Origin of the sequence: Methanoculleus formosensis (genome assembly GCF_025384765.1) — an archaeon.
Taxonomy (GTDB): domain Archaea; phylum Halobacteriota; class Methanomicrobia; order Methanomicrobiales; family Methanoculleaceae; genus Methanoculleus; species Methanoculleus formosensis.
Genome location: NZ_VHLL01000001.1, coordinates 56,266 through 78,504, shown reverse-complemented (window position 1 = coordinate 78,504; position 22,239 = coordinate 56,266). Strand labels below are relative to the sequence as shown.

The following is a 22,239-nucleotide window of genomic DNA, read 5'->3' as shown; positions in this document are numbered from 1 at the left end:
AGGGAGTTGTCAACACCCATATGCAGGACTTCGCGTTCTTCGCGTCTTCGCGCGAGATCCTCTTTCCACCCCCAAAAAATTCGTCTGCGTCAGTACTTCGGCATCTCCCACGCCTGCCACCTCGTCCGGGCGCGGGCGAGGAGGAACGCCGCGGGCGCGACGAGGAGGAGGCTCAGGGCCGCGTACGCGGGGTCGACGATCGAGGCGAAGATGAGGAGCAGGAGCGCCGGGCTTATCGCGAGGAGGTAGCGCAGAAAGACCCAGGCGTGATAGAGCATCACGTTCGGGTGGAGCCCGGTCAGGTAGACCGTCACCGCGAGGGTGTAGGCCGAGACCGAGGCGAACGCGGCAAGGGCAGGGAGGAACGTCCCCGCGCTGCCGGAGGTCGCCGCCGCGAGCACGAGCACGCCGAGCGGGAGGAGGTTCAAAAGAGCGTAGCTCTTCAGTTTCGCGTCGATCACCTCCGAGATCTCCACCGGCAGGAAGGTGTAGGAGGTGAAGGAGTCGAACTCGGTCAGCCAGTTGTAGATCGTGGCTGATATCACCCCGAGCAGAACCGCAAAGACCACCAGCGGATCGATCCCCGGGATGAACCGGATCAGAACCTGAAGGCAGATCCAGACGAGCGCGAGGGGAAGGAGGAACGAGAAGAGCACCTTCCCGGCACCGCCTTCGCTCCGGAGGAGGTCGAGGGCGTCCTTCGCGATGAAGTGCGCGCCGTCGAGGCCGCGAAGCCTCTCCGCGAGAGGATCGAGACGATTTCCGAACCGCTTCGTCCGGTCGGCGTAATCGACGGTGACGAGGAGGACGGATGCGGCTGCCGGCACCAGGATGAGCAGGAGCGAGAGTGCGAGCGGTTCGGGGGCAGGGCTGAGGAAGAAGGCGTACGGGGGGAGGAGAGAGGAGACGGTGATCGCCCCGAGGCCGTATGCCGCGAGCGCGGCAACCGCGAGCACCGCTGCCGCTCCGACGAGGAGCGCGACGGAGCGTGCGTAGAGAGTCGAGAGGAAGCAGACGGCGGAGAGCCCGAGGAGGAAGGCGAGGGCGAGGGAGACGAACGCGAGGAGCCCCAGGATTGGATCGAGGCCGACAAACGGCGTCGCCGCGGTGAGCCCGGCTGCAAAGGGAAGGACGTAGAGCAGGATGTAGTAGACGGTATCCTTTACGAGGAAGGCGGCGAAGATCCGTCGTTCCGAGACCGGGAGGCTCCGGGAAGCGTAGGCGATGAGGCTTGCCTGCCCGAACCGCCGGTTCATGAACTCCCGGCCCATGAGACCGAACGACCCCACCATCACGCCCATGAGGAGGAAGAGGGCGTGGATGAGGAGCGCGACCATGTCGTACGGGAAGACGTCTGCAAATATCGGGAGGGTGAGCGCCCCGAAGAACGCGAAGATCGCGATGACCGCCGGGAAGAGGGCGAACCCGAGGCTCCCGAAGACGGTCGAGTGCATCCGCCACTCTTCCTTCATCATCGCGAAGAAGAGGTCAGGCACCGGCATCGCCCCGCACCAGGTCGAGGAAGAAGGACTCGAGGTGCCTCCCGGTCGCGACGGGGTCATCGACCGGGCCGGTGTGAAGGAGCCTGCCGTTGTGGATGATCCCGATACGGTCGCAGATCTCTTCGGCGATCTCGAGGATGTGGGTGGAGATGAAGATGGTCCCGCCGTCCTGGACGTAATCCACGAGGAAGTCCTTGACCGTCCGCTGCATGATGGGGTCCAGGTTTATGAGCGGCTCGTCGATGAGGGCGAGACGGGGCTCGTGGAGGAACGCCTGCGCAAACATCAGTTTCTGCCGGGTGCCCCGTGAGAGGTCCTTGCAGAGGACGTCCCGCTTGTCGCCAAACTCCAGGAGGTCGAACCAGCGGTCGCACCGCTCGTCCACCGAGTCGAGGTTGCGGATGCCGGCCACGAAGTGCAGGTACTCCTCCGCGGTGAGGAAACTCGGCGGCGTCTCCTGCTCGGGGATGATCCCGACGAGCCCCCGGACCCCGATGGGGTCGTTCGCTGGATCGAGCCCCATCACCCGGGAGGACCCCGACGTCGGCGGGGTCTGTCCGGTCAGCATCCGGATCATCGTCGTCTTCCCCGAACCGTTCGGCCCGAGCAGGCCGAAGAGTTCTCCCTCCGTGACAGAGAACGATACCCTGTTCACGGCGGTGACGTTGCCGTAGTTCTTCGTGAGTTCGGTTGCCTCGATCATCTGCCGCACGCGAGTCACCCTCCTTCGGGTCTTCTTGAAGGAAGATCGGCAAACGGCGCATATAATACCTTTCAATCTTCTTTCTTCGCCTTGAGGCCGTATCTGCAAAAACACGTATTTAGCCCGCGCCGTTCTCCCGGCGCCGCCCCGGACGGTCTATCTGTTGCCGGCCCCCTCCCGCACCCGGGCAAGGATAGGCATAAGTATCCCGGTCCGTTATCGGAGCCTATGGACGAACAGAAACGGTATGCGGCTGCGCGGAGGCGTATCGGGGAGATCCGGGGATTTTTACGAACATCTCGTGATCTATATCGCCGTCAACCTCATCCTCTTCGGGATCAACATGCTCTTCAGCCCCGACTCGCTCTGGTTCTTCTGGGTGACGTTCTTCTGGGGGATCGGGCTGGTGATCCATGGATTCAGCGTCTACGTCGAAGGCCGGATCTTCGGCAGGGAGTGGGAGGAACGAAAGATCCGGGAGTACATGGAGCGCGAAGAGCGGCGGTGAACCGGTTCCCGCCCGGGTGGTGGGGTGACAGAAGCACTTATCTGGTGGAACGGGTAATGCCCGTCGCGATGAAGACGGAGATACCCTATGACCGGTTTGTCCATGTCCCGGAGCGGATCTTCGGGCTGGTCGACCTCGCGTACAACCTCTGGTGGAGCTGGCACTCCTCGGCGAGCACGCTCTTCAAGATGCTGAACCGGGCGGAGTGGAAGATGAGCAGCCACAACCCGGTCCGGATGCTCCTCGATACCCCGCCGCGGTACTTCGAGCGGGCGGCGGCGAACCCGGAGTATCTCCGCCGCTACGACATCATCATGCACCGGTTCCACGAGTACATGGCGCCGGGGACGAGCTGGTTTGCACAACACTATCCCGAGCGGGTTCCACTGACGATCGCCTACCTCTCGAGCGAGTTCGGGCTGCACCATTCGCTCCCGCTCTATGCGGGGGGGCTCGGGATCCTCGCGGGCGACCACATCAAGGCATCGAGCGATCTCGGCGTACCGACGGTCGCAGTCGGGTTCATGTACGCCGAAGGCTATCTCCACCAGCACATCGAGGCGGACGGGTGGCAGAAGAACGTCGCTGAGATTCTAGACCGCGACGCCGCCCCGATTCTCCGGGTGGCGGGCGACGACGGAAAGCAGCTCGTGGTGCAGGTGCCCCTGATCGACCCGCCGATCTATGTCGCGGTCTGGAAGGTGCAGGTAGGAAGGGTCCCCCTCTACCTCCTCGATACCCATATCGATGAGAACCGTCCCGAGAACCGGAACATCTCTCACCGCCTGTACTTGAAAGAGCTCGAGTGCCGGCTCCGGCAGGAGCTGGTGCTCGGCATCGGCGGGAGGAAGGTACTCCATACCCTCGGCGTGGATTATTCGGCGATGCACTTGAACGAAGGGCATTCGGCGTTTGCCCTCCTCGAGCGGCTCCGCGAGCGGCTCGTGGCCGGGATGCCCCCCGACGAGGCGCGCGAGCAGGTCAGGGGCACCTCGGTCTTCACCACCCACACCCCCGTGGCGGCGGCTCACGACGTCTTCCCTGAGGACCTGATGGCGAAGTACTTCCGGAGTTACTGCTCGTCGCTCGATCTCACCTGGGACGAGTTCATGGCGCTCGGTGACGACCCGCATAGCCCGGGCGCCGGGTTCAACATGACCGCTTTTGCGCTCCGGATGACCCGGTTCCACAACGGCGTCTCCAGAAAGCACGGCGAGGTCGCCCGGGAGATGTGGCGCCCCCTCTGGCCGGATCTGCCCGTTGAAGAGATCCCGATCGATCATATCACGAACGGCGTCCACATGCCTTCGTGGCTGAACCACCGGATCGAGACGCTCTTCGACCGGTATGCCGACCCGGTCTACCCGAACTGGCGGGAGGACTACGACAACCCGGCCATCTGGGAGATGATCGACGAGATCCCGGACGAAGACCTCTGGCGCGAACACCAGTGGCTGAAGATGAAACTCTTCGCCCGGATCCGGGAGCGGAAACGCCGCAAATGGGCGAGACACCGGGATGAGCCTTCAAACCTCGCTGCCGAAGGGCTGATGCTCGACACATCGGCGCTGACGATCGGGTTCGCCCGCCGGTTTGCCGAGTATAAGCGGGCAGATATCATCTTCGAGGACCTGGACCGGCTGGAGAAGATCGTGAACAACCGCTGGAGGCCGGTGCAGTTCATCTTCGCCGGGAAGGCCCACCCGGCCGACGAGCAGGGCAAGCGGATCCTGCAAAAGATCTACCAGTACTCGCAGGATCCGCGGTTCGGCGGCCGGATAGCGTTTGTCGAGGACTACAGCGAGCAGCTTGCACGCTACATGGTTCACGGTGTCGATGTCTGGATGAACACCCCCGTCCCGCTGATGGAGGCGAGCGGCACGAGCGGTATGAAGGCGGGGATGAACGGGGTGCTGAACCTCTCGGTTCTGGACGGCTGGTGGGTCGAGGGCTACAACGGCAGGAACGGTTGGGGTTTCGAGGGCCATGCGACCGCTCCGGGAGATAACCGGGCCGATGCGGAGACGATCTACGATCTCATCGAGAACGAGGTTGCGCCGCTCTACTACTCGCGGACGATGAACGACGTCCCTTTGAAGTGGGTCCGGATGATGCGGGAGTCGATGAAGAGCATCGCCCCGCAGTACTGCTCGCTGCGGATGCTCAAGGATTACGTCACCATGTATTACCCCTCGGTCTGCAGGTATGCGGCCGAGCCGGGGAGGCAGGTGGCCGGCCTCGAGGAGCCCTGCCTCCCCCGTTGACCGGTTCCGGCAGGTTCATGGGGAGACGGGGGCTACATAACGAGGTGTATGCCGCCCCTTCCGAGAGCGTTTCGGCCTGAAGCGAGAGAGAACCACCCGGCGCTCTGCGATGAGCGTCTGGAAGGATGACGGAGAACCGGATCGCCCGGGCAGCCCTCCTCTCCGCCGTCGTCGTGGGGATGCTCTGGGCGGCGTTCGTCGTCGACCCGGCGCTCGATCTCCCTGCCGTGCTCATCCTCCTCGCGGTCGGCGTCGTCGCCGGGGTCTTCGGCGGCCTCATCGGGGTCGGGGGGTCGACGATCATGCTCCCGGTCATGTACTTCGCTCTTGGCTTTCCGGAGCCGGTCGCCATCGGAACAGGGCTTTTTGTGGTCATCTTCACCTCGCTCTCCGGCGCCGTCGGCCACCTGGTGCGGGGGAACCTCGACCGGGGGGTGGCGATCTGGATCGCCGCCGGAGGGCTTCTCGGCGTCCTCATCGGTTCCTGGCTCTTCTCTCTCCTCGTCGACCAGACCCACTTCCTCGGGCTCATCCTGGGGCTGGTCTTCCTCGCCCCGTCTCTCTGGATGATCCGGGACGGGCTCCGGCCCGCCGCCCGACCGGAGCCGGAGTGCATCGGGGGGACGCCTCCCGGCCACTTCCTCTTCGGGGGCGCCGTCGGCGTCCTGACCGGGATCACCGGGCTCGGCGGCGGGTATGCCCTCGTCCCGGGGCTGCTCTACCTCTTCGGCGCCCCGGTCTGCGTCACGATGGGGACGTCGCTCGCGTCCATGATACCGATGGCGATCGTCGGGGGCGGGATCAAACTCGTGGAGGGCTATGTCGCCGTCGGGGCGGGGCTGATCCTCGCCGCCGGGTCAATCGCCGGCGCCCAGGCGGGGGCAGCGACGATCACGCGGTTCCGGCCGGCGACCCTGCGACTGGTCTTCGGCCTCTACTTCCTCTACGCCGCGATACGGTTCATCGCCGCATTCTTTGGTTTTGGGGTTCCCTGAAACCGTCTGCATACGTGGGTTTCCAGAGCGGGCTCCCGGGACCGGCCGTAGTCAAGGTTTTTAGCGGGCGGTCGCCCATATCCTAATACCGATACGCGATAGGTTCCCGGAGATGGAGTGGAAGGACGTTATCCCGGTTCTCGTGGGCGGGCTCGTGATCCTGGTCGTCGCCCTCGTAGTGAAACCCGCCCTCCTCGGGGAGCCGATAGGCTTTGGCTCTCGCGGTACTGTGCCGATCGGCAGCCCGCCCGTATACGTCCCGCCCACGCCGGTACCGACGCCGACGCCCTTCCCGGACGACGTGGAGGTCTCCACCCGGAACTTCCGCTGGACGGCGATCGACGGCGGCGTCCAGACGACACAGGTCACGGTTCCGGAGGCGCTCTTCCGTGAGCACCGGGAGACCCCGCGGTTCAGCGACTATACGTCCTGGGGAAGGTATGCGCTCGCGGATGCCGACCGGCCGGTCCTCGTGGATCTCGCCCGCCGGATCGCGCCCCCGAGCGCCAGCCCGGACGAGGGTTACTTCCGGTTGATGAACCTCGTCTTCTTCGTCCAGCAGATCCCCTACGATATGGACGACAACGCGACCTCCTACATCGAAGGCGTCCTCCCCCGTCACGCTATGTACAAGAAGGACGGTGTCGAGTATCCGAAATACCCCGTCGAGACGCTCGTCGACGGGAGGGGGGACTGCGAGGATGCCTCCATCCTGATGGCGGGGCTCCTCGATGCCCTCGGTTACGATACGGTGCTGCTCCGGTACTCGGATCATATGGCCCTCGGGATCCGGATGAACGAGTTCAACCCCTACTACGCGAAGTACACGCCGCGGTACTTCACGCATGAGGGGCAGCACTACTACTTCATCGAGGGGACGGATTTTTATTGGAGTAACGTCTCGGTCGGTTCCACGTCGATCCGGGGAAGACCGTTCCCCATCGGGGATACCGGCGGCACGGGTATCCCGAGCGTGCGGTCGGAAACACCGGAGATCGTCCCGCTCCGCTACATCCCCACGCCGGGAGAATATCGCATTCAGCCGGCCCGTCTGCCCGGGGGTGGGGCGTGACGGGCATGGATACCCCTGAGCCGTCCGGCCTGAAGATCCCCAAACTCCCGGACCTGAAGTTTCCGAAACTGGCCGTCGACCGGAGAAAGGCTTTTACCGCCGCCGGTGCGGCGGTTGCCGCGATCGCGGTTCTGCTGGTCGGGGGGATGCTCGCTATGAGTTACAACGAGGCGCAACAGGTTGCCGCATTCGAGAGCCATGTTGCGGCGTCGGAGGCCGACCTCTTCCTGGTTTACGATAAGACCTCCGCGCATATGCGCACCCCCACAAACGACCTCTCGGTCGCCGAATGCGACGCCCATATGCGGGAGTTCGCGGCGATCGCGAGGTACGGCGGGGATGTTACGGCCTACCACCGCCAGATCGTCGCGGCCGACGCCGTCCCGGAGGCCTACGCCGGGGCGCAGTCGGCATACGTCCGGGCGCTTGACAACCTGAACCGCGCCTTCTCGCTCTGGTTGTCGGCCTCGGGCGCTTACGATGTGCGGGATTACCGGGCGGCAGACCGTAACATCGGCGAAGCAGACAGTGCGTGGCGGGCGTACGCCGCCGCGATCGCCGATTACGACCGCGAACTCCGCGCCGCAGAAGAGGGGACGGAAGTTCCTCCCGCCTAGACGAGGTACTTCTCCGGGACAAGAATGGTGATGGTGAGCGACTTCAGCGACTCCGAGCGGATGGTGAAGTAGTAGTCGTCATACCCTTCCCGGATGATGTACGTCCTCTCCTTCTCCGTCGTGCTGTTCGTCGCGGTAGCGTTCTTCACGGAGACGTCCCCGAAGATGAGGAGCTCGCTTCGGGAGTACCGGATCTCCTCGACGATCCGGTTCGGGTCGTCGGGATCGCGGATCTCCACTGCGATCCACGGGTACTCGTTCATCGGCGTTGCGCTCACCTTGACCGCCCAGTAGGGGAAGGGGATGTGGTAGACCTCGGTGGCGAGAACGCGGGGAGGGTATTCGCAGGTCACCTCTGCGTAGTCCACCAGCTTCCCGGAGATCCGAACATCCTGTGGCGGTTTCATCATCGTCGTCGTGGGCGTCGGGGTCGGGATATGGTAGGTCGCGGGGTCGACGAACCCCACGCTCTGGGGCTGATCCTTCCCGCGGGGCGGCACGGGCGGCGTTGGGGCCGGCTGGCTCCCTCCCACCGCCTGCACCTCCGTCGGCGCCGGTGTCGTGGCGACCGGTTGTGCATCTGCGGCCTCCTCCTCTGCCGTGCAGCCTCCGGCCATGGCGGCGCCTATAAGGAGGATCAGGACGAGGATATGGCGTCCCTGCATACTGATCTCTTTTTGGCGGGCTCTATTAGAAGTTACCCATCGATGCCGATCGAGGAGACGGCTAAAAAAGTACCTCGAGGGGAACCTCACGTCCCCTCGAAGGCTTCCATGGCAAGGCCCGTGAACGCCTCGCCGGCCTGCTCGAACTCCTTCTCCACCTCGGCAATCCCCGCCGGGTCGCCGAGTTTCAGCAGGGCCGCGGCGGTCAGCGCCCGGCAGCACTCGGACTGGCTGGTCCGGAGGGTGCCGACAAGCGGTTCGACCGCCCGCTGGTCGCCGATCTCGGCGAGCGCCCAGATAGCCGGGTTCTTGATCGCGTCGTCCGCCACGAGCACGACCCCGATGAGCGGCTCGACCGCTTCAGGACCAGTCCGGGCGAGCGCCATCGCCACGGTCCAGCGCGCATCGCTGTCGACGGCGAGCAGGGTCTCCACCAGCGGCCCGATCGCCGGGGTTCCGATGGCCCCGAGAGCGCTGATCGCCTGCAGGCTGGTGTAGGTGTCGTCGTTGAGCATGACGTGCATCAGCTCCCGGATCCGCCCGGTGTCTTCCTTCCATGCCTCTCTCCTCTCGATAGCCTTCTGCATCTCTTCACCTCCTTGGGCAGACGCGGGATGTTCCTGAGGTAAAATAAGCCTTTACGCATCAGAACCACCGTGCAGTACTGTGAAACAGCAGTGCCGGGCATACATTTATAGATCAGACCGGGGCTGGCAGGCGGTCACCGCCGCCATCATCCCGATCACCCTGCCGCCTTCAGCCACGATCGGTGTCCCGAGGAGGTTCACCGGGAACCTCGTGCCATCGCTTCGGCGGGCGGTCTGCTCGCCGTGCCAGGCTCCGCCGTTCAGGACCCCCTGGACGATCTCCCGGATCTCATCCGGGCGTTCCCAGAACCCTGAGAAGTCCGCGCCCTGGACCTCATCTGCGGCCGGGTAGCCCCAGAGGGCGAGGTATGCGGCGTTCGCGTAGGTCACCACCCCGTCCGGAGCAAGGAGGGCGACCGCCCGGCGGGTGGAGGCTATCGCCCGGTCTTTGATGAGGAGTTCCTGCTCCCGCCGCCGCAGGTCGGCGATATCCGTGACGAGGAGGCGGTAGGCCCGCGCCTCCTCGGTGATGTCCTCGCAGGTGACATACTGTGTCCCGTCGAGGAGGGTGACGGCGCGGGAGAGGATCGTCATCTTCGCCCCGTCCCGGGACCGGACGGTGAACGTTCGGGGCCTGACCTGGCCCGGAACCGACCGCTCGAGATCCGAGTGCCAGGCATCGACGGCTTCCTGCCGGTAGCCGTCGTCGGGAAAGACCTGCCGGATCCATTCTGCGGCCGTGGTTGCACGGTCCGGCTCGTAGCCGAAGATCTCGACGAACCGGCGGTTGACGTAGAGGAACCGCCTGTCATGGTCGATGAGCGCGACCCCGAAGGGGGACGCATCGAGCATGCCCCGGAATCGCGCCTCGCTCAGCCGGAGCTGCTCGGCGGTCTCCCGCCGGGCAAGCGCGATGGACGCCTGCCGGACGAACGACTCGACCGTCTCCCGGCTCTCAACCTCTCTTCCCGGAGGAAGGAAGATGCCTGTCGTGCCGAAGAGGCGATCCTGCCAGACCAGTCCCATGAAGCAGAACTTCACGATATCGAACCGTTCAAGGATCGCCTCGCAGACCTCCTCAGGCATCGCCCGAAAGCAGAGGTCGTAGAACGACCACGAGGATGGTTCGGGGCGGAGGACGAACTCCTCTAGACCGCGCAGCGAGAGGGGGGTCTGGTGAAAGGGGGCGTCGAAGGCGCGGGTGGCCGGGAAGGCCAGGTTGATGGGGTCCCGCCCGAGAAGTTTCGTGAGCCCCTCCCGGAACCCTTCGCCCGCGACCGCCCGGATGGCGAACCGCTGTTCGGCCTCGCTGTAGGAGAGGATGTAGCCATACGCTCCCGGTACGAGTTCCTGCAGCCGATCAAGGATGTAGCCGTAGATGTCCTCCACCGGCTGGAGATCGACGAGGTCGATCGCAGTCCGGGCGAGGAACGCCATGTTCCGGAAATATCGTTTCTGCTCGGTGATATCCTCGAGGACGAGCGTGCACCCTCTCTCCCCATCCTCGAACGTCGTCGGGATCGCCTGCATCTGGTAGAAGGACTCCCTGCCGCCGTCGTGCCGGTGGCAGATGTCGGTGATCACCTGCTCCCGCTCGAGTTCCTCGACGACGGCGAGCGCTTCGGGCGAGGAGACGACGGGGAGGGCCGCTTCCCGGAGGTTTCCGCCCACAAGTTCCTCTTTCGTACGCCCAAACCGTCTGAGACACTGGTCGTTCGCCTGGACGATCGTGAGGTCGGCGTCGAGAACCAGGATCAGGTTCTTCGTAAAACAGAGGAACGCCGAGAGAGGTACGCGCTGCGCGACGGAGTAGACCTTGGCGTTGCCGACGAGCCGTGCCTCGACCTGGCCCGCCACCTGCATCACCTCGAGGTGCTTCGAGACCGAGTTCCGGTTTGCCTTGAGGGCGTGAGCGATCTCGGTGATCGTCATGCCCCTGGGCCGGAACTTGAGGGTCCGCAGGACTCTTCCCGGGATGTCCTGCTCCGGCTGCATACAACCACTGGCAGCTAACACGGCCATGTGGTATATATACCTTTCCCATAGTGCCGGAGGGGCACCCCAGATGGACCGGGTGCCCCTCAGGCGATGAACGGTGGTGTTTCCGGGGTGGGGGTGGCCGCTCGCGCGCCGGCAGGCCCGATGGGGATACACGGATTTATGGGGAGAGGGCGTATCCTGTACAGGATACCCGGAGGACCGTCATCCATGGATAAGAACGAACTCGTCAGCATAACCCAGGGAGGACTCGCGATCATGAACCCCACGACACCGGCAAAGGTGCTCGCCGCAGGAAAGGCGGCGGGGCTCCGGGAGGGGTCCCGTGTCGTGGAGGTCGGGTGCGGGAACGGCACGATCCTCGACCTCTGGGGGCGCGAGTACGGGATATCCGGCCTCGGCATCGAGGCCCGCGAGGACGCCTGCACCCGGGCGGAGGAGGCGATCCGGTCGTCGGGGCTCTCTGAGCGGATCGCCGTCCTGTGCATGGACGCCCGCGACTACGCCCCCGACGAACCGTTCGACTGCGCCGCCGCGATCGGGGCATCCCACATCCACGGCGGATTTTCGGCGACGCTCGACGCCCTCCTCGGCCTCGTCCACGACGAGGGGACGATCGTCATCGGCGACCGCTGCTGGCGGTCCGACCGCGTCCCGCCGGAGTTCGCCCGGGAGTGGCCCGACGTCCTGACCGGCTACGAGATCCTCAGTCTCGCCCGCGAGGCCGGGCTCGACGTTGCAGCGGTTGTCCGGTCGAGTGCCGACGACTGGGACCGCTACGAGTCGGGAATCTGGCAGGCGGTCCTCTCCTGGCTCGGCGACCACCCCGATCACCCTGATCGCGACTTCATGACCGACTACCTCCACCGCATCCAGGACGAGTATTTCGGCTACGGCCAGGAGCAGATGGGCTGGGCGATGTATGTCCTGGTGCCCGGGTTCTGGTGAGTGGGAAAAGGAAAGGGTCCCGGCTGCGCCCGACACCTCCTACGCATCGACGTTCCGCGTGACGACGACACGCCATTCGGTTCCATCGACCCCGGCGGTCCCCCACACCGCCTCTTTCGTCACGGTCTGCGCCCAATCTGTGTCCCAGAACGAGTAGGTGAGCGAGCCGGAGGGCTCGGCGGCGATACGGGAGAACGCCTCCTGGAGTGCCGGTGACCGGTATGCGGGGTCCGAGAAGAGGTTCTTCCCGATCTCTTCGGGCGTCGTGTCGTAGATCACGACTCCGTCGGTCTGCACCATCCAGATATCATACGGGGTGCCGTCCGTCAGGGGCGGGATCACCCGGCCGATGAGGGTCTCGGGACGGTAGGCGATACTCACGAACCCGAGGTATTCCCCGCCTTCCCCGAAGACCGGATAGCTCTGGGCAACCCCGGCGTATCCCTCTGCAAGAGGGAAGACCTCGCTTACGAGCGGTGCCTGCTCCCGGACCGATCGCCCGGTCTCAAGGTGAGACGATATGTCGCTTCCCACCGTGCCGGCGTAGCCGTCGGGCACGGCCATCGTCACGATGCCGTCCTTCGTCACCACCAGGGTCGACTCCGTGTAGGGGTGGTTCAGCATCGCCTGCCGCACCGCCCTCTCCCCTGCGGCGCTCGTGAGCCCGGCCTCGCCGAGCACCCGGGCGCTCTCGCCTATCGAGGCCCTTACCGCCGCGAGTTCGCCGTTTATTCCGGCGACGGCCTCCTGGAGGACCGCCTCCTCTGGAGGCGGCGGGTTCTCTCCCGTGCAGCCTGCCCCGAGCACCGCTACGGTGATGAGGAGCGCGGCAACAAATGCAGCAGTTCGCATAACCGAAGATATGATGGAACCTTATTAAATATGATTGGTTTTCCGGTATTATTTCCGGGAATAGCGCCACCACCGGTCTCTGGAGCGCCTCCGGTTGCGGCCGGAATCCGGTGTATCTCCGGCAACGTTCATACAATTATCGAGGGCGCGGGGTTCTCGGATGGCGCCGGGGAACGATCGTTTCCCTTGAACGTCATCAAATCCTCATTTTTCACTATTCTAAGCCGTTTTTCAGGATCATTTCCTGAAACGCCGGCCGGTAAAAAAAGGGTTTCGGCAAATTGTGGCAAAATGAGGATTGATCGGCAATACGAAATAGAATTGTATAAATATCGTATGGAGCATCTAATAATTTGGGGAACTATCTCCCCGATGACATGAGAGAACTGTAGACGCGAGTGGAGCGCCTCCCGGTGGGAGATGTTCGCACTCACTCGTCGCGTGCGGTGTTTGCCGCATCTGGGCGGTCGGGCGGGCACCCGCCCCCCGCACCCCCTCGAAGATCGATACGAGCTCCTTTCCTTTCCAATATCCGTAGCCCAGAGCAGGAAGATCTGGGTCTCCCGGTCAACCGGGAAGGCATCACATGTAGAGCGCCTGGAGGGCAACGACCTCGGCGCTGTCCTTTGCCTGCGCGTAGTCCTCAAGGGGGTCGGCGTTCACTTCGAGAAACCGCAGCCCCCACCCGAACGCCGCGAGGATCTCCCTGGCCTGCTCCTTCTCGCCGAGGATATAGAGCGCCGCGGCCATCGCCTCCACCGAGGTGAGCCGGAACGGGCGGCCGAAGTTCACCGGGTTTGCGGCGACGAGGAACGGGAGCGCCCGGCGGTTGCGCCAGGAGGCGACGGCCCCGGTATCGAGCACCTCCCAGGAGCAGTCGAGCGCGGTCATCGAGGGGAGGTCCCGGTCGGCGGGGGAGACCGCCTGCTCCGCCGTCGGGTCGAGGAGAAGGGTCGAGCGGGGGATCTTTGCGATACTCGTGACGATCCGGACAAGCCCGCGCTGTGCGAGTTTCTTCATCGTGCACTTCCGGGGATCGCAGGTGTTGTCCCGGTAGGCGTAGAGCGGCATCATCTGTCTTGTTATGGTACGCCGTCGAGGTAGTATCAATGTACGTGCTCATCGCTCCCTGTATAGAGAATCCCACGTACCGCGCCCGCGGGATAACGACCGATGAGGATCTGCGCTGCTTCTGCCGGGCGGTCGAGCGCTGCCGGCGCTTCTCGATCGATATGGTTCCGCTCCCCTGCCCGGAGACGATCTACCTCGGCGCCGATCGGCCGCCGGGGTCATACCTCGAGCGGCTCGCGACCGACGAGTTCTCCGCGCTCCTCGACCGGCTCGAAGCGGAGGTCCGCGCCGCGATACGGGAGCGCGGAGAGCCGCCCCTTGCCATCATCGGGGTGGACTCCTCCCCGGCCTGTGGGGTGACGGCGACCTATCACTCGTCCGTAAAGCAGCCGGGCCGGGGGGCGTTCCTCGCCCGGTTCCCGGATATCCCGGCGGTCGACGTGAAGGAGTTCGCCCGCTACCGGGTCTACCTCGCAGCCCCGCTCTTTACGGAAGCGGAGCAGACCTACAACCTCGCGCTCCGCGACCTCCTCGAAGCGCACCTCTTCGACGTCTACCTCCCCCAGGCGGTGGGGGACACGAGCCATACCCGGTGCCGGGAGGAGCACCAGGCCATCTTTGCGCAGCACATCGCGGTGCTTCATGACGTCGATATCGTCGTCGCGGTCATCGACGGCGCGGACGCCGACTCGGGGACCTCGTGGGAGATGGGGTACGCGTATGCTCTCGGGAAGAGGGTTGTCGCACTCCGCACCGACTTCCGGATCGCCGGGTATCACGAGCTCGTCAACCTGATGCTCGAAGAGTCCGCGGACGTCGTCACGAGGAAAGAGGATCTGCCCCGGGCGCTCGGGTCGCTGCTTCCGGCCTCAGAGTGACGCCGGCCGCTTCTTCTCCATCGAGAGGACGTTCCTCTTGCCCTCGCCCGTAGGTCACGCTGTCCGTCACCGTCCGAATGAAGTGGACGCCGAGCCCCCCGATCGGCCGTTTCTCTGCGGGGGTATCGAGGAGCGGCGGGATCTTCTGGTGAATGATAGATCTTGTTCTCTGGTTCTGGATGTCCTGAAAGGAGAGAAGAAAAAAAGAGGCGTATTGGGTGTGTGATAACCATGCGATGGCTGCGGGGAGTCCCGGGGCGGTTGTGCCACCCGTCCCGGTGCCGCATTCCACCGTGCCGGTATGTGTTTAGAGAGGTGTGCCTGTCTGCACCGGGTCTCTTCCGGTGCATCGTGACGTTGGTGCAGTCAACGTGGTGAATGTTCCGTTCACCGATCCCAGCCGTTCTTGCGCCGGTCCGGTCCGCTGTGCCTCTGCGGCCCGGTCTGTCGGAGAGATTCCCCGTCTCTCGACTCTGGGGATCAAGATGTTGATCGGTTGGATATTTATTACTTTCGCCTATTGCCTTGCATTGAGGTGTGGCGTTACGTGTAGCGTCATAGCATGCAGCACTGCAAAGCCCTATATCTCCCGGCACGAAACACTATTTGCACATGGATCCCACTACCGACGCACTTTCTCTCCTGCTCCGGGCCTTAAAAGAGCATCCGCGAGGAATGTCGGTCTCCGATCTTGCCGCCGCAGTCGGGATCAACCGGAACACCGTCTCCCGGTACCTCGACGTCCTCCTGGTATCGGGCCAGGTGGAGATGGAGACCTACGGAAAGGCCAAGGTCTTCTACCTCTCGCAGAGGGTCCCCATCGCCGCCATGCTCAACTTCTCGTCGGATCTCGTCCTGGTGCTCGACCGTGACCGCCGGATCGTCCAGGCAAACGACGCCGTCTGCTCGTTTGCGGGGAAGGAGCGGGACGCCATCATCGGGAACTGCATCGAGACGTCGCCGCTCGCCGCGTTCGACCACCCGCTGATACGGAGCCGGATCACCGACTCCCTGGGCGGCCGCGAGGTCACCGAGGAGCTCCGGTTCCTGCGCCACGACGAGGAACTCTTCTTCCGGATCAAGTTCATCCCCACCGTCTTCAACGACGGAGCGCCGGGGGTCACCATCATCCTCGAGGAGATCACCGAGAGCCGGCGGGCGGAGGAGGCCCTGCGCGAGAGCGAGCTCCTCTTTCGGAGCCTCGTCGAGAACATCAGCGACCTGATCCTGAACGTCGACGAGGCCTGCACGTTCACCTACGTCAGCCCCAAAAGCCGGGAGTTCCTCGGCTATGCACCCGAAGAGATGATCCATAAGATCCCCTGCGACTTCATGCCCCTTGAGAAGGCGGAGCCGGTCAGGGAGCAGTTTGCCGCGCTCCTCGCCGATCCGGGGTCGCGGACCCTCTTTGAATGGACGATGCTCCACCGGGACGGGAGCCCCGTCATCCTCGAGGTGAGCGCAACACCGGTCTACGACGTTATCGGCGACTTCACCGGCTTCCGGATGGTCTGCCGCGACGTCACCGAGCGGGCGCGTGCCGCAAAACGGGTGGCTCAGTGGAAGTCGTTCCTCTACTCGGTGGTCAACAACATCCCGAGTATGGTCTTTGTCCGGGAGGTGGAGGGGAACACGTTCGTATTCTCGAATAAGGCCGCCGAGATCTTCCTCGGGATGACGCAGGAGGAGATGGCGGGAAGAGGGGCCGTGGAGATCTTCCCGTCGGATATGGCGGCCTTCTTCGCCGACGGCGACCGGGAACTCGTAGAGCGGGCGGCTGCCATCGAGAAAGAGATCCGGATACCGGGCGGGCGGACACTCTCCATGAAGAAGATCCCGATCTTCAGTTCAAAAGGCATGCTGAAGTACATGCTCGGGATCGCCGAGGACGTCACCGATCGCGCCGCTGCACAGACTCACCTGATCGCCGAGCGCGACCGGGCGCAGGGATACCTGGAGGCGGCGGGCGTGGTGATCGCAGTCATCCGGACGGACGGCACCATCGACCTCGTCAACCGGAAGGCGAGCGCGATCCTGGGATACCCCGAGGGAGATCTCGCAGGAAAGAACTGGTTTGAGACGGTCGTCCCCGAGCGATTGCGTGATCGGCTCGCGCATAACTTCAGCCATCTCGTGGCCAGCGGTGCCGAGCCCCCGCCGTTCGAGGAGAGCCCGGTCGTCACGCGGGACGGGCGGGAGCGATCGATCCTCTGGCACAACGCCCTTCTGCGAGACGCGGACGGCAACGTCGTGGCGATGGTGAGTTCCGGCGAGGAGATCGCCGGGTAGCCGGCCGGAGCGCGGAACTTCCCGGATTCCTCCGCGCCCATCTCTTTCTCGCTCTCGATGCAACCTCGAGGTTATCACTTAAATACGCCGCAGAATCCATAACATATTGGTGAACAACGTTGGACATCATCTCCCTTGTCCTCATCGGCGTCGTGGTGCTGGTCGTCATCGGCATCGCGGCGGCGGCAATCGGCATCTACAACCGGTTTTTCTCCCTTAAAAACTCCGCCGAAGCGACGGTCGGGCAGGTGAAGGTCGCGATGAAGAAGCGGCTGGACATGATCGAGCAGCTTCTCGGCGCGGTGAAGAGCTACGCGACCTTCGAGAAGGAGACCCTGACCGGGGTGACCGCGATGCGGGCGCGTGTCGGCAGCGCCGGTCCGGGCGACCTGAACGAGATCGAGCGCGAGTCGCGGTCGGTTCTCGGGCGGCTGCTCGCGGTCGCGGAGAACTACCCCGATCTCAAGACCTCCCAGACGGTGAAGGACCTGATGGGCGCGGTCAAAGGGGTCGAGGACGAGATCGCCCGGCACCGCTACACCTACAACAACATCGCCCAGCAGTACAACACCATGACCGACACGATCCCTTCGAACCTGATCGCAGGCGCCATGGGCTTCTCGAAACTCGAGTACCTGGAGTTCGGCGAGGAGATCGAGCGCGTCCCGACAATAGCGTTCTGATGAATCATGCGGATGACTGAGCGGCAACAGATCCTCACCCTTCTCGCCGTCACCCTGGTCGTCGGGGTGCTGGCGGTCGCCGGAGCGGCCGCGCTCCCCGCTCTCTTCCGGGGGGACCTGGACGTCCAGCATTATGACGCGGTCTTTTACGCGAACGGGACCCTGGTCGAACGCTACACCTACGACGTCAGATCCGCCGGCGAGTACCGGATGCTCTTTCGCTACTGGGACGCGCCGCTCACCTTCGGGAGCATCGACCGGCCGCATATCGAGTTTGCCGGGATGACCGCCCCGCCCGGAACTATCGGCTACGTCAAAGATGACTGGGGCGAGGTGCAGGTTGCTGCCGGGAGCCCGACCTCTTCGGATATCTCGACGATCCGGGGTCTTGCGTTCGATAATGAGGTTGGCCTCTACAACCCCGGCTACTTCGCCCCGGGCACCTATACGGTGGAGTACCGCTATATTGTCCGGCCACCGGTCGAGTACGACGAGGAATGGGCACACCTGAACCTGAAACTCGTGGACGAGCACATCCCCTTCCGCAGCCTCCGGGTCACGCTGCCGTTCGCCGGGCAGATCGAGGAGGTCTACACGCACCCCCCGACCCTTGAGGTCGAACGGACGGCGGATTCGGTCGTCATCACGGGAACCGCCACGCAGGACGACGCGTTGAACATCGAGATGATCCTCGATCCCGCGTTCATGGAAGAGATCGGCGGATTCCCCGAGTACGTCCCGGGCGTGCAGCAGCAGACGGCCGACGCCCACCGCTGGCCCTCCCTCCTCTATGCGGCGGCGGGTGTCCTCTACACCCTTGCGACCGTCCTCGTCCTCGCGATGCCGTTCGTCCTTCTCGGCGCCTACCTCCGTTACGGCAGGGAGAAGGAGTTCACCGTGCCGGAGTACCTGAGTTTCACGCCGAACACTGCGCTGAAGCCCTGGCAGGTGAACCTCCTCTTCAAGGGCGACGCGCTCGATTTCGACGAGGACGGGTTCTACGCGACGGTCCTCGATCTTCACCGGCAGAAGAAGATCGTGGTGACTGAAAAACCGGACGGTAAAGGCGTCACGGTCCAGATCCTCTCGGGAGAGTCGGCCGATCCTTACGAGCAGCGGGTGCTCAACTTCCTCGGCAACATAGCCGACGATCACGTCGTGGACACCGCCGAACTCGAGGAGTTCGCCCGGACCGCCCGGCGGAGCCCCGGTTACCAGCACCGGATCGAGCAGTACCAGCAGTCGCTTGCCGGCCTGACCCGGGACGTGGACACCTCGCTCGCCTACCGGTATATCAAGGACGGCCGGACGATGATCCTCCCGCTCATCTTCCTCGGCGCCATCCCGTGCGGGCTGGCCATCCTCGCGTTCATCCTCGCGCCGGGCGCGGCCTATCTCCTGATTCCGGCAAGCGTCCTCGCCTTCATCGCCGCGGTCCAGGTCGGGATCGCGGCCCTCTTCCCCTCGACGCTCTTTGGGTTCTGGAAAGGCGACCGCTACAAGGAGAAACTCGAGTGGGACGCGTTCTCCTACTTCCTCTCGGATCTCGCGCTGATCCGGCAATACTCCCCCGCTGATCTCTCGATGTGGGGAGAGTGGCTGGTCTACGGGACGGCGCTCGGTCTCGGCGATAAAGTGGAGGAGGCGATGAAGAACCTGCGTATCGATCTTCCGGACGTCGGGATGCCGCTCTACTCGAACATGCCGGTGATCTTCGCCCCGATCGTCCTCTACTCCCCGCCGTCCTCGGGCGGCGGCAGCGGCGGATTCGGTGGCGGCGGGTCGTTCGGCGGTGGCGGCGGCTTTGGCGGCGGCGGCGTCGGGGGACGCTGACCGCTCCTTTCGATAACTTTTTTCCCGGCTGGTGCCCGAAGTCTCTTCGGGCGGATAACTCCGAATCCCTTCGTAGTTAAGGCAATTTACTTACCCCGGACGGCGCAATGTATCGGTGTTGATGCTTATGACGGGATCCAATCCGAACTATATGGTCATCGTCCTCGTTCTCTTCGGGGCCATCGTCGCCTGCGGCTGCATCGCCGCCGGGGGAGATGAGACGGCGACCGACCGCGTCTCCGGGAACGGAACGGTCACCTACATCGATCTTGAAGGCGGTTTCTACGGTATCGTCGCCGATGACGGCGAGCACTACCTCCCCACCGACCTCCCGGCGGAGTACCGGCAGGACGGCCTCCGCGTCGCGTTCGTCGTCGATATCATGAACGAAACGGCAACCATCCAGCAGTGGGGGACGCCGGCCGAGGTTGTCGAGATCGCGGCGGGCGACACCCGCCGGACGGTCGCGGCGAACGCTACGGTCACCTACATCGATCTCGAGGGCGGGTTCTACGGCCTCGTCACCGATGACGGCAGGAACTACCTGCCCGGAAACCTCCCGGCGGAGTACCGGCAGGACGGTCTTTCGGTGCAGTTCAGCGCCGACGTGCAGGACGATGCAGCTGGAATCCAGATGTGGGGAACCCCTGTGGAGATCCGGTCGATCGAGGTGATTGAAGGCGTCCTGCTCGTCTCCGGGAACGCCACGGTCACTTACATCGATCTTGAAGGCGGGTTTTACGGCCTCGTCGCCGGCGACGGCAACTACCTCCCGCTCAACCTGAACGAGACCCGGGCGGTCGACGGCACGAACGTGACGTTCGCTGCTCTGGTCAAGGAGAATACCATGACCCTCCAGCAGTGGGGCACCCCCGTCGAAGTCATCGCCATCGATAGGGCAGGGAACGCGACCTACGTCGCAACGACCGGGACGGTCACTTATGTCGACCTCGAGGGCGGGTTCTACGGTATCGTCGCCGACGACGGCGCGAAGTACCTCCCGCTCGACCTGAACGAGACCTATCGCGTCGACGGGATGCGCCTTGCCTTCGTCGGTCAAGTCTCCCACGATACCATGACCCTCCAGCAGTGGGGAACCCCGGTCGAGATCCTCGCCGTCCCGTGGGCCTGCTCCGCATGCGGCGAGACTGCCGGGATCGCGAACCCGGCCGCGGCCTGGTGCATCGAGCAGGGCCACGCCTACGAGATCCGGCAGAACCCCGACGGGAGCGAGTACGGCGTCTGCATCTTTGCAAACGGCACCGAGAGGGATGAGTGGGACTACTACCGGCAGACCCACTGACCTTTTTTGGGAGAGCACAAGCGTCGCGTGTACCTTTTTCCCCTTCCGCAGCGAAGAGCAACCATGGATGTGACGGACAGAACGAATGCGCTGATCGGTATCCTCCGCGCCGGCAGCAGTGCCGACCGGATGGCGGCGGCGGCGGAGATCGCTGCCATCGGCCCGGCTGCCCTCCCGCCGCTGCTCTCTCTCCTCGACGATCCCGATCCCCGCCTCCGGATGTGGGCGGCCTACACCCTCGGGATGATCGGGGATGCGGGAGCGGTTCCGGCGCTCATGGAGGCGCTCGAGGACACCGACCCCGCCGTCGTAAAATGGGCGGCCGCCGCTCTCCGCCGTATCCGGGACGCGGCCGGCGGTTGCGGCTGCCGGTTCTGCTGATCCTCTACCTGCGCCTGCCGGCGAGCGCGAGGGCGAACCCGACCGCTGCTGCAGCCAGGGCGGCCGGGAGCGGCGCTGCGGTCGGTGTCGGGGTTGCCGGCCCCGTCGTCTCGACCACCGTCGGGGTGGCCGGCACGGTTGCGGAGGTCGTGGATGGGGTCGGCGGAACCGTTGTCGGCGTCGGCGCGGCCGTCACGGTTGCGGTGGGCGTCGACGTTGGGGTCGTTTCCACCCCGACACGGTTTGCTACCGTGAACGTCACCGCTTCAGAGTCGGGAGCGTAGGCGTCGAACCCCGAAGGCGTCCTCCATACCGCCCGGATGGAGTACTCCCCCGGCCGCCCGATATCACCGATCCGGACCGCGCCGGGCCTGTCGGGGTCATCGGTGTAGAACCGGGTCGAACTGACGTTGAGCCCGGCCATGTTGACCCCGCCGATCATCGTCGTCTCGGCGCCGCCCGGTGTGGTGAGCACGATATCGATCGTCGCCGGATAGACCCCGCCCGCCTGGTAGAACGCCCCGACGTCGGGGGCGGCTATCCTGAAGGCTATCCGGGTGTTCGGGGAGACGGTCAGCCCTTCCAGGGGCTCGTTGTGATGGGGGTTCGCGAGCACCACATCCATGAAGAGCCGCGGTTCACGGATCATGACCTGTGCAGTCGCTCCGTCGGTGGGGTTGAAGGCGTAGTATGTCCCGTAGTCTCCGCCCAGGAAGAACTCCTGCACCTCGAAGTCCGTGTCGTCACCGACCGGGATGCTCCTTTCGAGACCCCGGTCGGGGTTGTCGTCCTGGTATCTCCGCAGTTCCGTGACGGGGCTGTTCGTGGCCGGGTCGCGGAGCTGCGTGAGGTTGAGCCCCTCCTCGTGGACAAAGATGGTGTCGTGGGGTTGGATATCGTTGATCGTCGGCCCGCGGGCCCCGGCCTCTCCGGCACAGAGGGCAAGGAAACAGACGGCAAGGAGGATGGCGAAACCTCGCCTGAAGATCCGATCCGGTCTCATGACATTCCCTGTGCTGATTTTGTTGATATAGGTTGGTGTGGCGGCGCGGCGACCCCCCACACCCGGCCCTGTTCGGCCGAGGTGCGC

Annotated in this window: 20 protein-coding genes; 12 read left to right on the top strand and 8 right to left on the bottom strand. The window is 64.4% G+C overall.

Annotation, left to right across the window (positions count from 1 at the left end; all coding sequences use genetic code 11):
* Positions 1-89 precede the first annotated feature (89 nt).
* Positions 90-1,502: a hypothetical protein gene (locus FKB36_RS00450; RefSeq protein WP_261596059.1), complete on the bottom strand. Its 1,413-nt coding sequence runs from the start codon at positions 1,500-1,502 to the stop codon at positions 90-92.
* Complete coding sequence (locus FKB36_RS00445; RefSeq protein WP_261596641.1) at positions 1,489-2,205, bottom strand: ABC transporter ATP-binding protein; 717 nt, start codon at positions 2,203-2,205, stop codon at positions 1,489-1,491. The genes FKB36_RS00450 and FKB36_RS00445 overlap by 14 nt, the downstream gene beginning before the upstream one ends.
* Positions 2,206-2,452: 247 nt before the next feature.
* Between FKB36_RS00445 and FKB36_RS00440 the strand changes: the two genes are divergently transcribed.
* The 5 genes from FKB36_RS00440 to FKB36_RS00420 all read left to right on the top strand — a co-directional run bounded on the left by FKB36_RS00440 (position 2,453) and on the right by FKB36_RS00420 (position 7,661).
* Complete coding sequence (locus FKB36_RS00440; protein ID WP_261596058.1) at positions 2,453-2,713, top strand: 2TM domain-containing protein; 261 nt, start codon at positions 2,453-2,455, stop codon at positions 2,711-2,713.
* Between the two features lie 44 nt (positions 2,714-2,757).
* Positions 2,758-4,977: an alpha-glucan family phosphorylase gene (gene glgP / locus FKB36_RS00435; RefSeq protein ID WP_261596057.1), complete on the top strand. Its 2,220-nt coding sequence runs from the start codon at positions 2,758-2,760 to the stop codon at positions 4,975-4,977.
* 125 nt (positions 4,978-5,102) lie between these two features.
* Positions 5,103-5,972 (top strand): sulfite exporter TauE/SafE family protein, encoded by an 870-nt coding sequence (locus FKB36_RS00430; RefSeq protein ID WP_261596056.1) that lies wholly within the window; start codon positions 5,103-5,105, stop codon positions 5,970-5,972.
* Between the two features lie 112 nt (positions 5,973-6,084).
* The gene (locus FKB36_RS00425) at positions 6,085-7,044 is read left to right on the top strand and encodes a hypothetical protein (protein ID WP_261596055.1); all 960 of its coding nucleotides are present in this window, start codon (positions 6,085-6,087) and stop codon (positions 7,042-7,044) included.
* A gap of 5 nt (positions 7,045-7,049) precedes the next feature.
* Positions 7,050-7,661: a hypothetical protein gene (locus tag FKB36_RS00420; RefSeq protein ID WP_261596054.1), complete on the top strand. Its 612-nt coding sequence runs from the start codon at positions 7,050-7,052 to the stop codon at positions 7,659-7,661.
* On the opposite strand, the gene FKB36_RS00415 is transcribed toward FKB36_RS00420, so the two are convergent.
* The 3 genes from FKB36_RS00415 to FKB36_RS00405 all read right to left on the bottom strand — a co-directional run bounded on the left by FKB36_RS00415 (position 7,658) and on the right by FKB36_RS00405 (position 10,908).
* Positions 7,658-8,326, bottom strand: a complete 669-nt coding sequence (locus FKB36_RS00415; protein WP_261596053.1) for a hypothetical protein — start codon at positions 8,324-8,326, stop codon at positions 7,658-7,660. The genes FKB36_RS00420 and FKB36_RS00415 overlap by 4 nt on opposite strands.
* Before the next feature lie 86 nt (positions 8,327-8,412).
* The gene (locus FKB36_RS00410; protein ID WP_261596052.1) at positions 8,413-8,913 is read right to left on the bottom strand and encodes a HEAT repeat domain-containing protein; all 501 of its coding nucleotides are present in this window, start codon (positions 8,911-8,913) and stop codon (positions 8,413-8,415) included.
* Between the two features lie 105 nt (positions 8,914-9,018).
* Positions 9,019-10,908 carry a PAS domain-containing protein gene (locus FKB36_RS00405; RefSeq protein WP_261596051.1) on the bottom strand — a complete coding sequence of 630 codons (1,890 nt, stop codon included), beginning with the start codon at positions 10,906-10,908 and terminating at the stop codon, positions 9,019-9,021.
* A 213-nt stretch (positions 10,909-11,121) separates the two neighbouring features.
* Between FKB36_RS00405 and FKB36_RS00400 the strand changes: the two genes are divergently transcribed.
* Positions 11,122-11,859, top strand: a complete 738-nt coding sequence (locus FKB36_RS00400) for an SAM-dependent methyltransferase (RefSeq protein ID WP_261596050.1) — start codon at positions 11,122-11,124, stop codon at positions 11,857-11,859.
* A gap of 39 nt (positions 11,860-11,898) precedes the next feature.
* Here FKB36_RS00400 and FKB36_RS00395 read toward each other — a convergent pair whose 3' ends face one another.
* Positions 11,899-12,711 (bottom strand): cache domain-containing protein, encoded by an 813-nt coding sequence (locus tag FKB36_RS00395; RefSeq protein ID WP_261596049.1) that lies wholly within the window; start codon positions 12,709-12,711, stop codon positions 11,899-11,901.
* 582 nt (positions 12,712-13,293) lie between these two features.
* Entirely contained in the window at positions 13,294-13,785 is a 492-nt protein-coding gene (locus FKB36_RS00390) for a DUF367 family protein (protein ID WP_261596048.1), read from the bottom strand.
* Between the two features lie 35 nt (positions 13,786-13,820).
* On the opposite strand from FKB36_RS00390, the gene FKB36_RS00385 reads away from it, so the two are divergent.
* From FKB36_RS00385 to FKB36_RS00360, 6 genes are all read left to right on the top strand, one after another.
* The gene (locus tag FKB36_RS00385) at positions 13,821-14,660 is read left to right on the top strand and encodes a nucleoside 2-deoxyribosyltransferase (RefSeq protein ID WP_261596047.1); all 840 of its coding nucleotides are present in this window, start codon (positions 13,821-13,823) and stop codon (positions 14,658-14,660) included.
* 612 nt (positions 14,661-15,272) lie between these two features.
* The gene (locus FKB36_RS00380) at positions 15,273-16,949 is read left to right on the top strand and encodes a PAS domain S-box protein (protein WP_261596046.1); all 1,677 of its coding nucleotides are present in this window, start codon (positions 15,273-15,275) and stop codon (positions 16,947-16,949) included.
* A 119-nt stretch (positions 16,950-17,068) separates the two neighbouring features.
* Entirely contained in the window at positions 17,069-17,632 is a 564-nt protein-coding gene (locus FKB36_RS00375) for a LemA family protein (protein WP_261596045.1), read from the top strand.
* Positions 17,633-17,644: 12 nt separating this feature from the next.
* Positions 17,645-19,465, top strand: coding sequence for a DUF2207 domain-containing protein (locus FKB36_RS00370; protein WP_261596044.1), 1,821 nt, complete (start codon positions 17,645-17,647; stop codon positions 19,463-19,465).
* A 127-nt stretch (positions 19,466-19,592) separates the two neighbouring features.
* Complete coding sequence (locus FKB36_RS00365; RefSeq protein ID WP_261596043.1) at positions 19,593-20,768, top strand: putative hemolysin; 1,176 nt, start codon at positions 19,593-19,595, stop codon at positions 20,766-20,768.
* 63 nt (positions 20,769-20,831) lie between these two features.
* The gene (locus FKB36_RS00360; RefSeq protein WP_261596042.1) at positions 20,832-21,149 is read left to right on the top strand and encodes a HEAT repeat domain-containing protein; all 318 of its coding nucleotides are present in this window, start codon (positions 20,832-20,834) and stop codon (positions 21,147-21,149) included.
* Between the two features lie 4 nt (positions 21,150-21,153).
* Here the strand turns inward: FKB36_RS00360 and FKB36_RS00355 are convergent, their stop codons facing one another.
* Entirely contained in the window at positions 21,154-22,152 is a 999-nt protein-coding gene (locus FKB36_RS00355) for a DUF3821 domain-containing protein (protein ID WP_261596041.1), read from the bottom strand.
* Between the last annotated feature and the right edge of the window lie 87 nt (positions 22,153-22,239).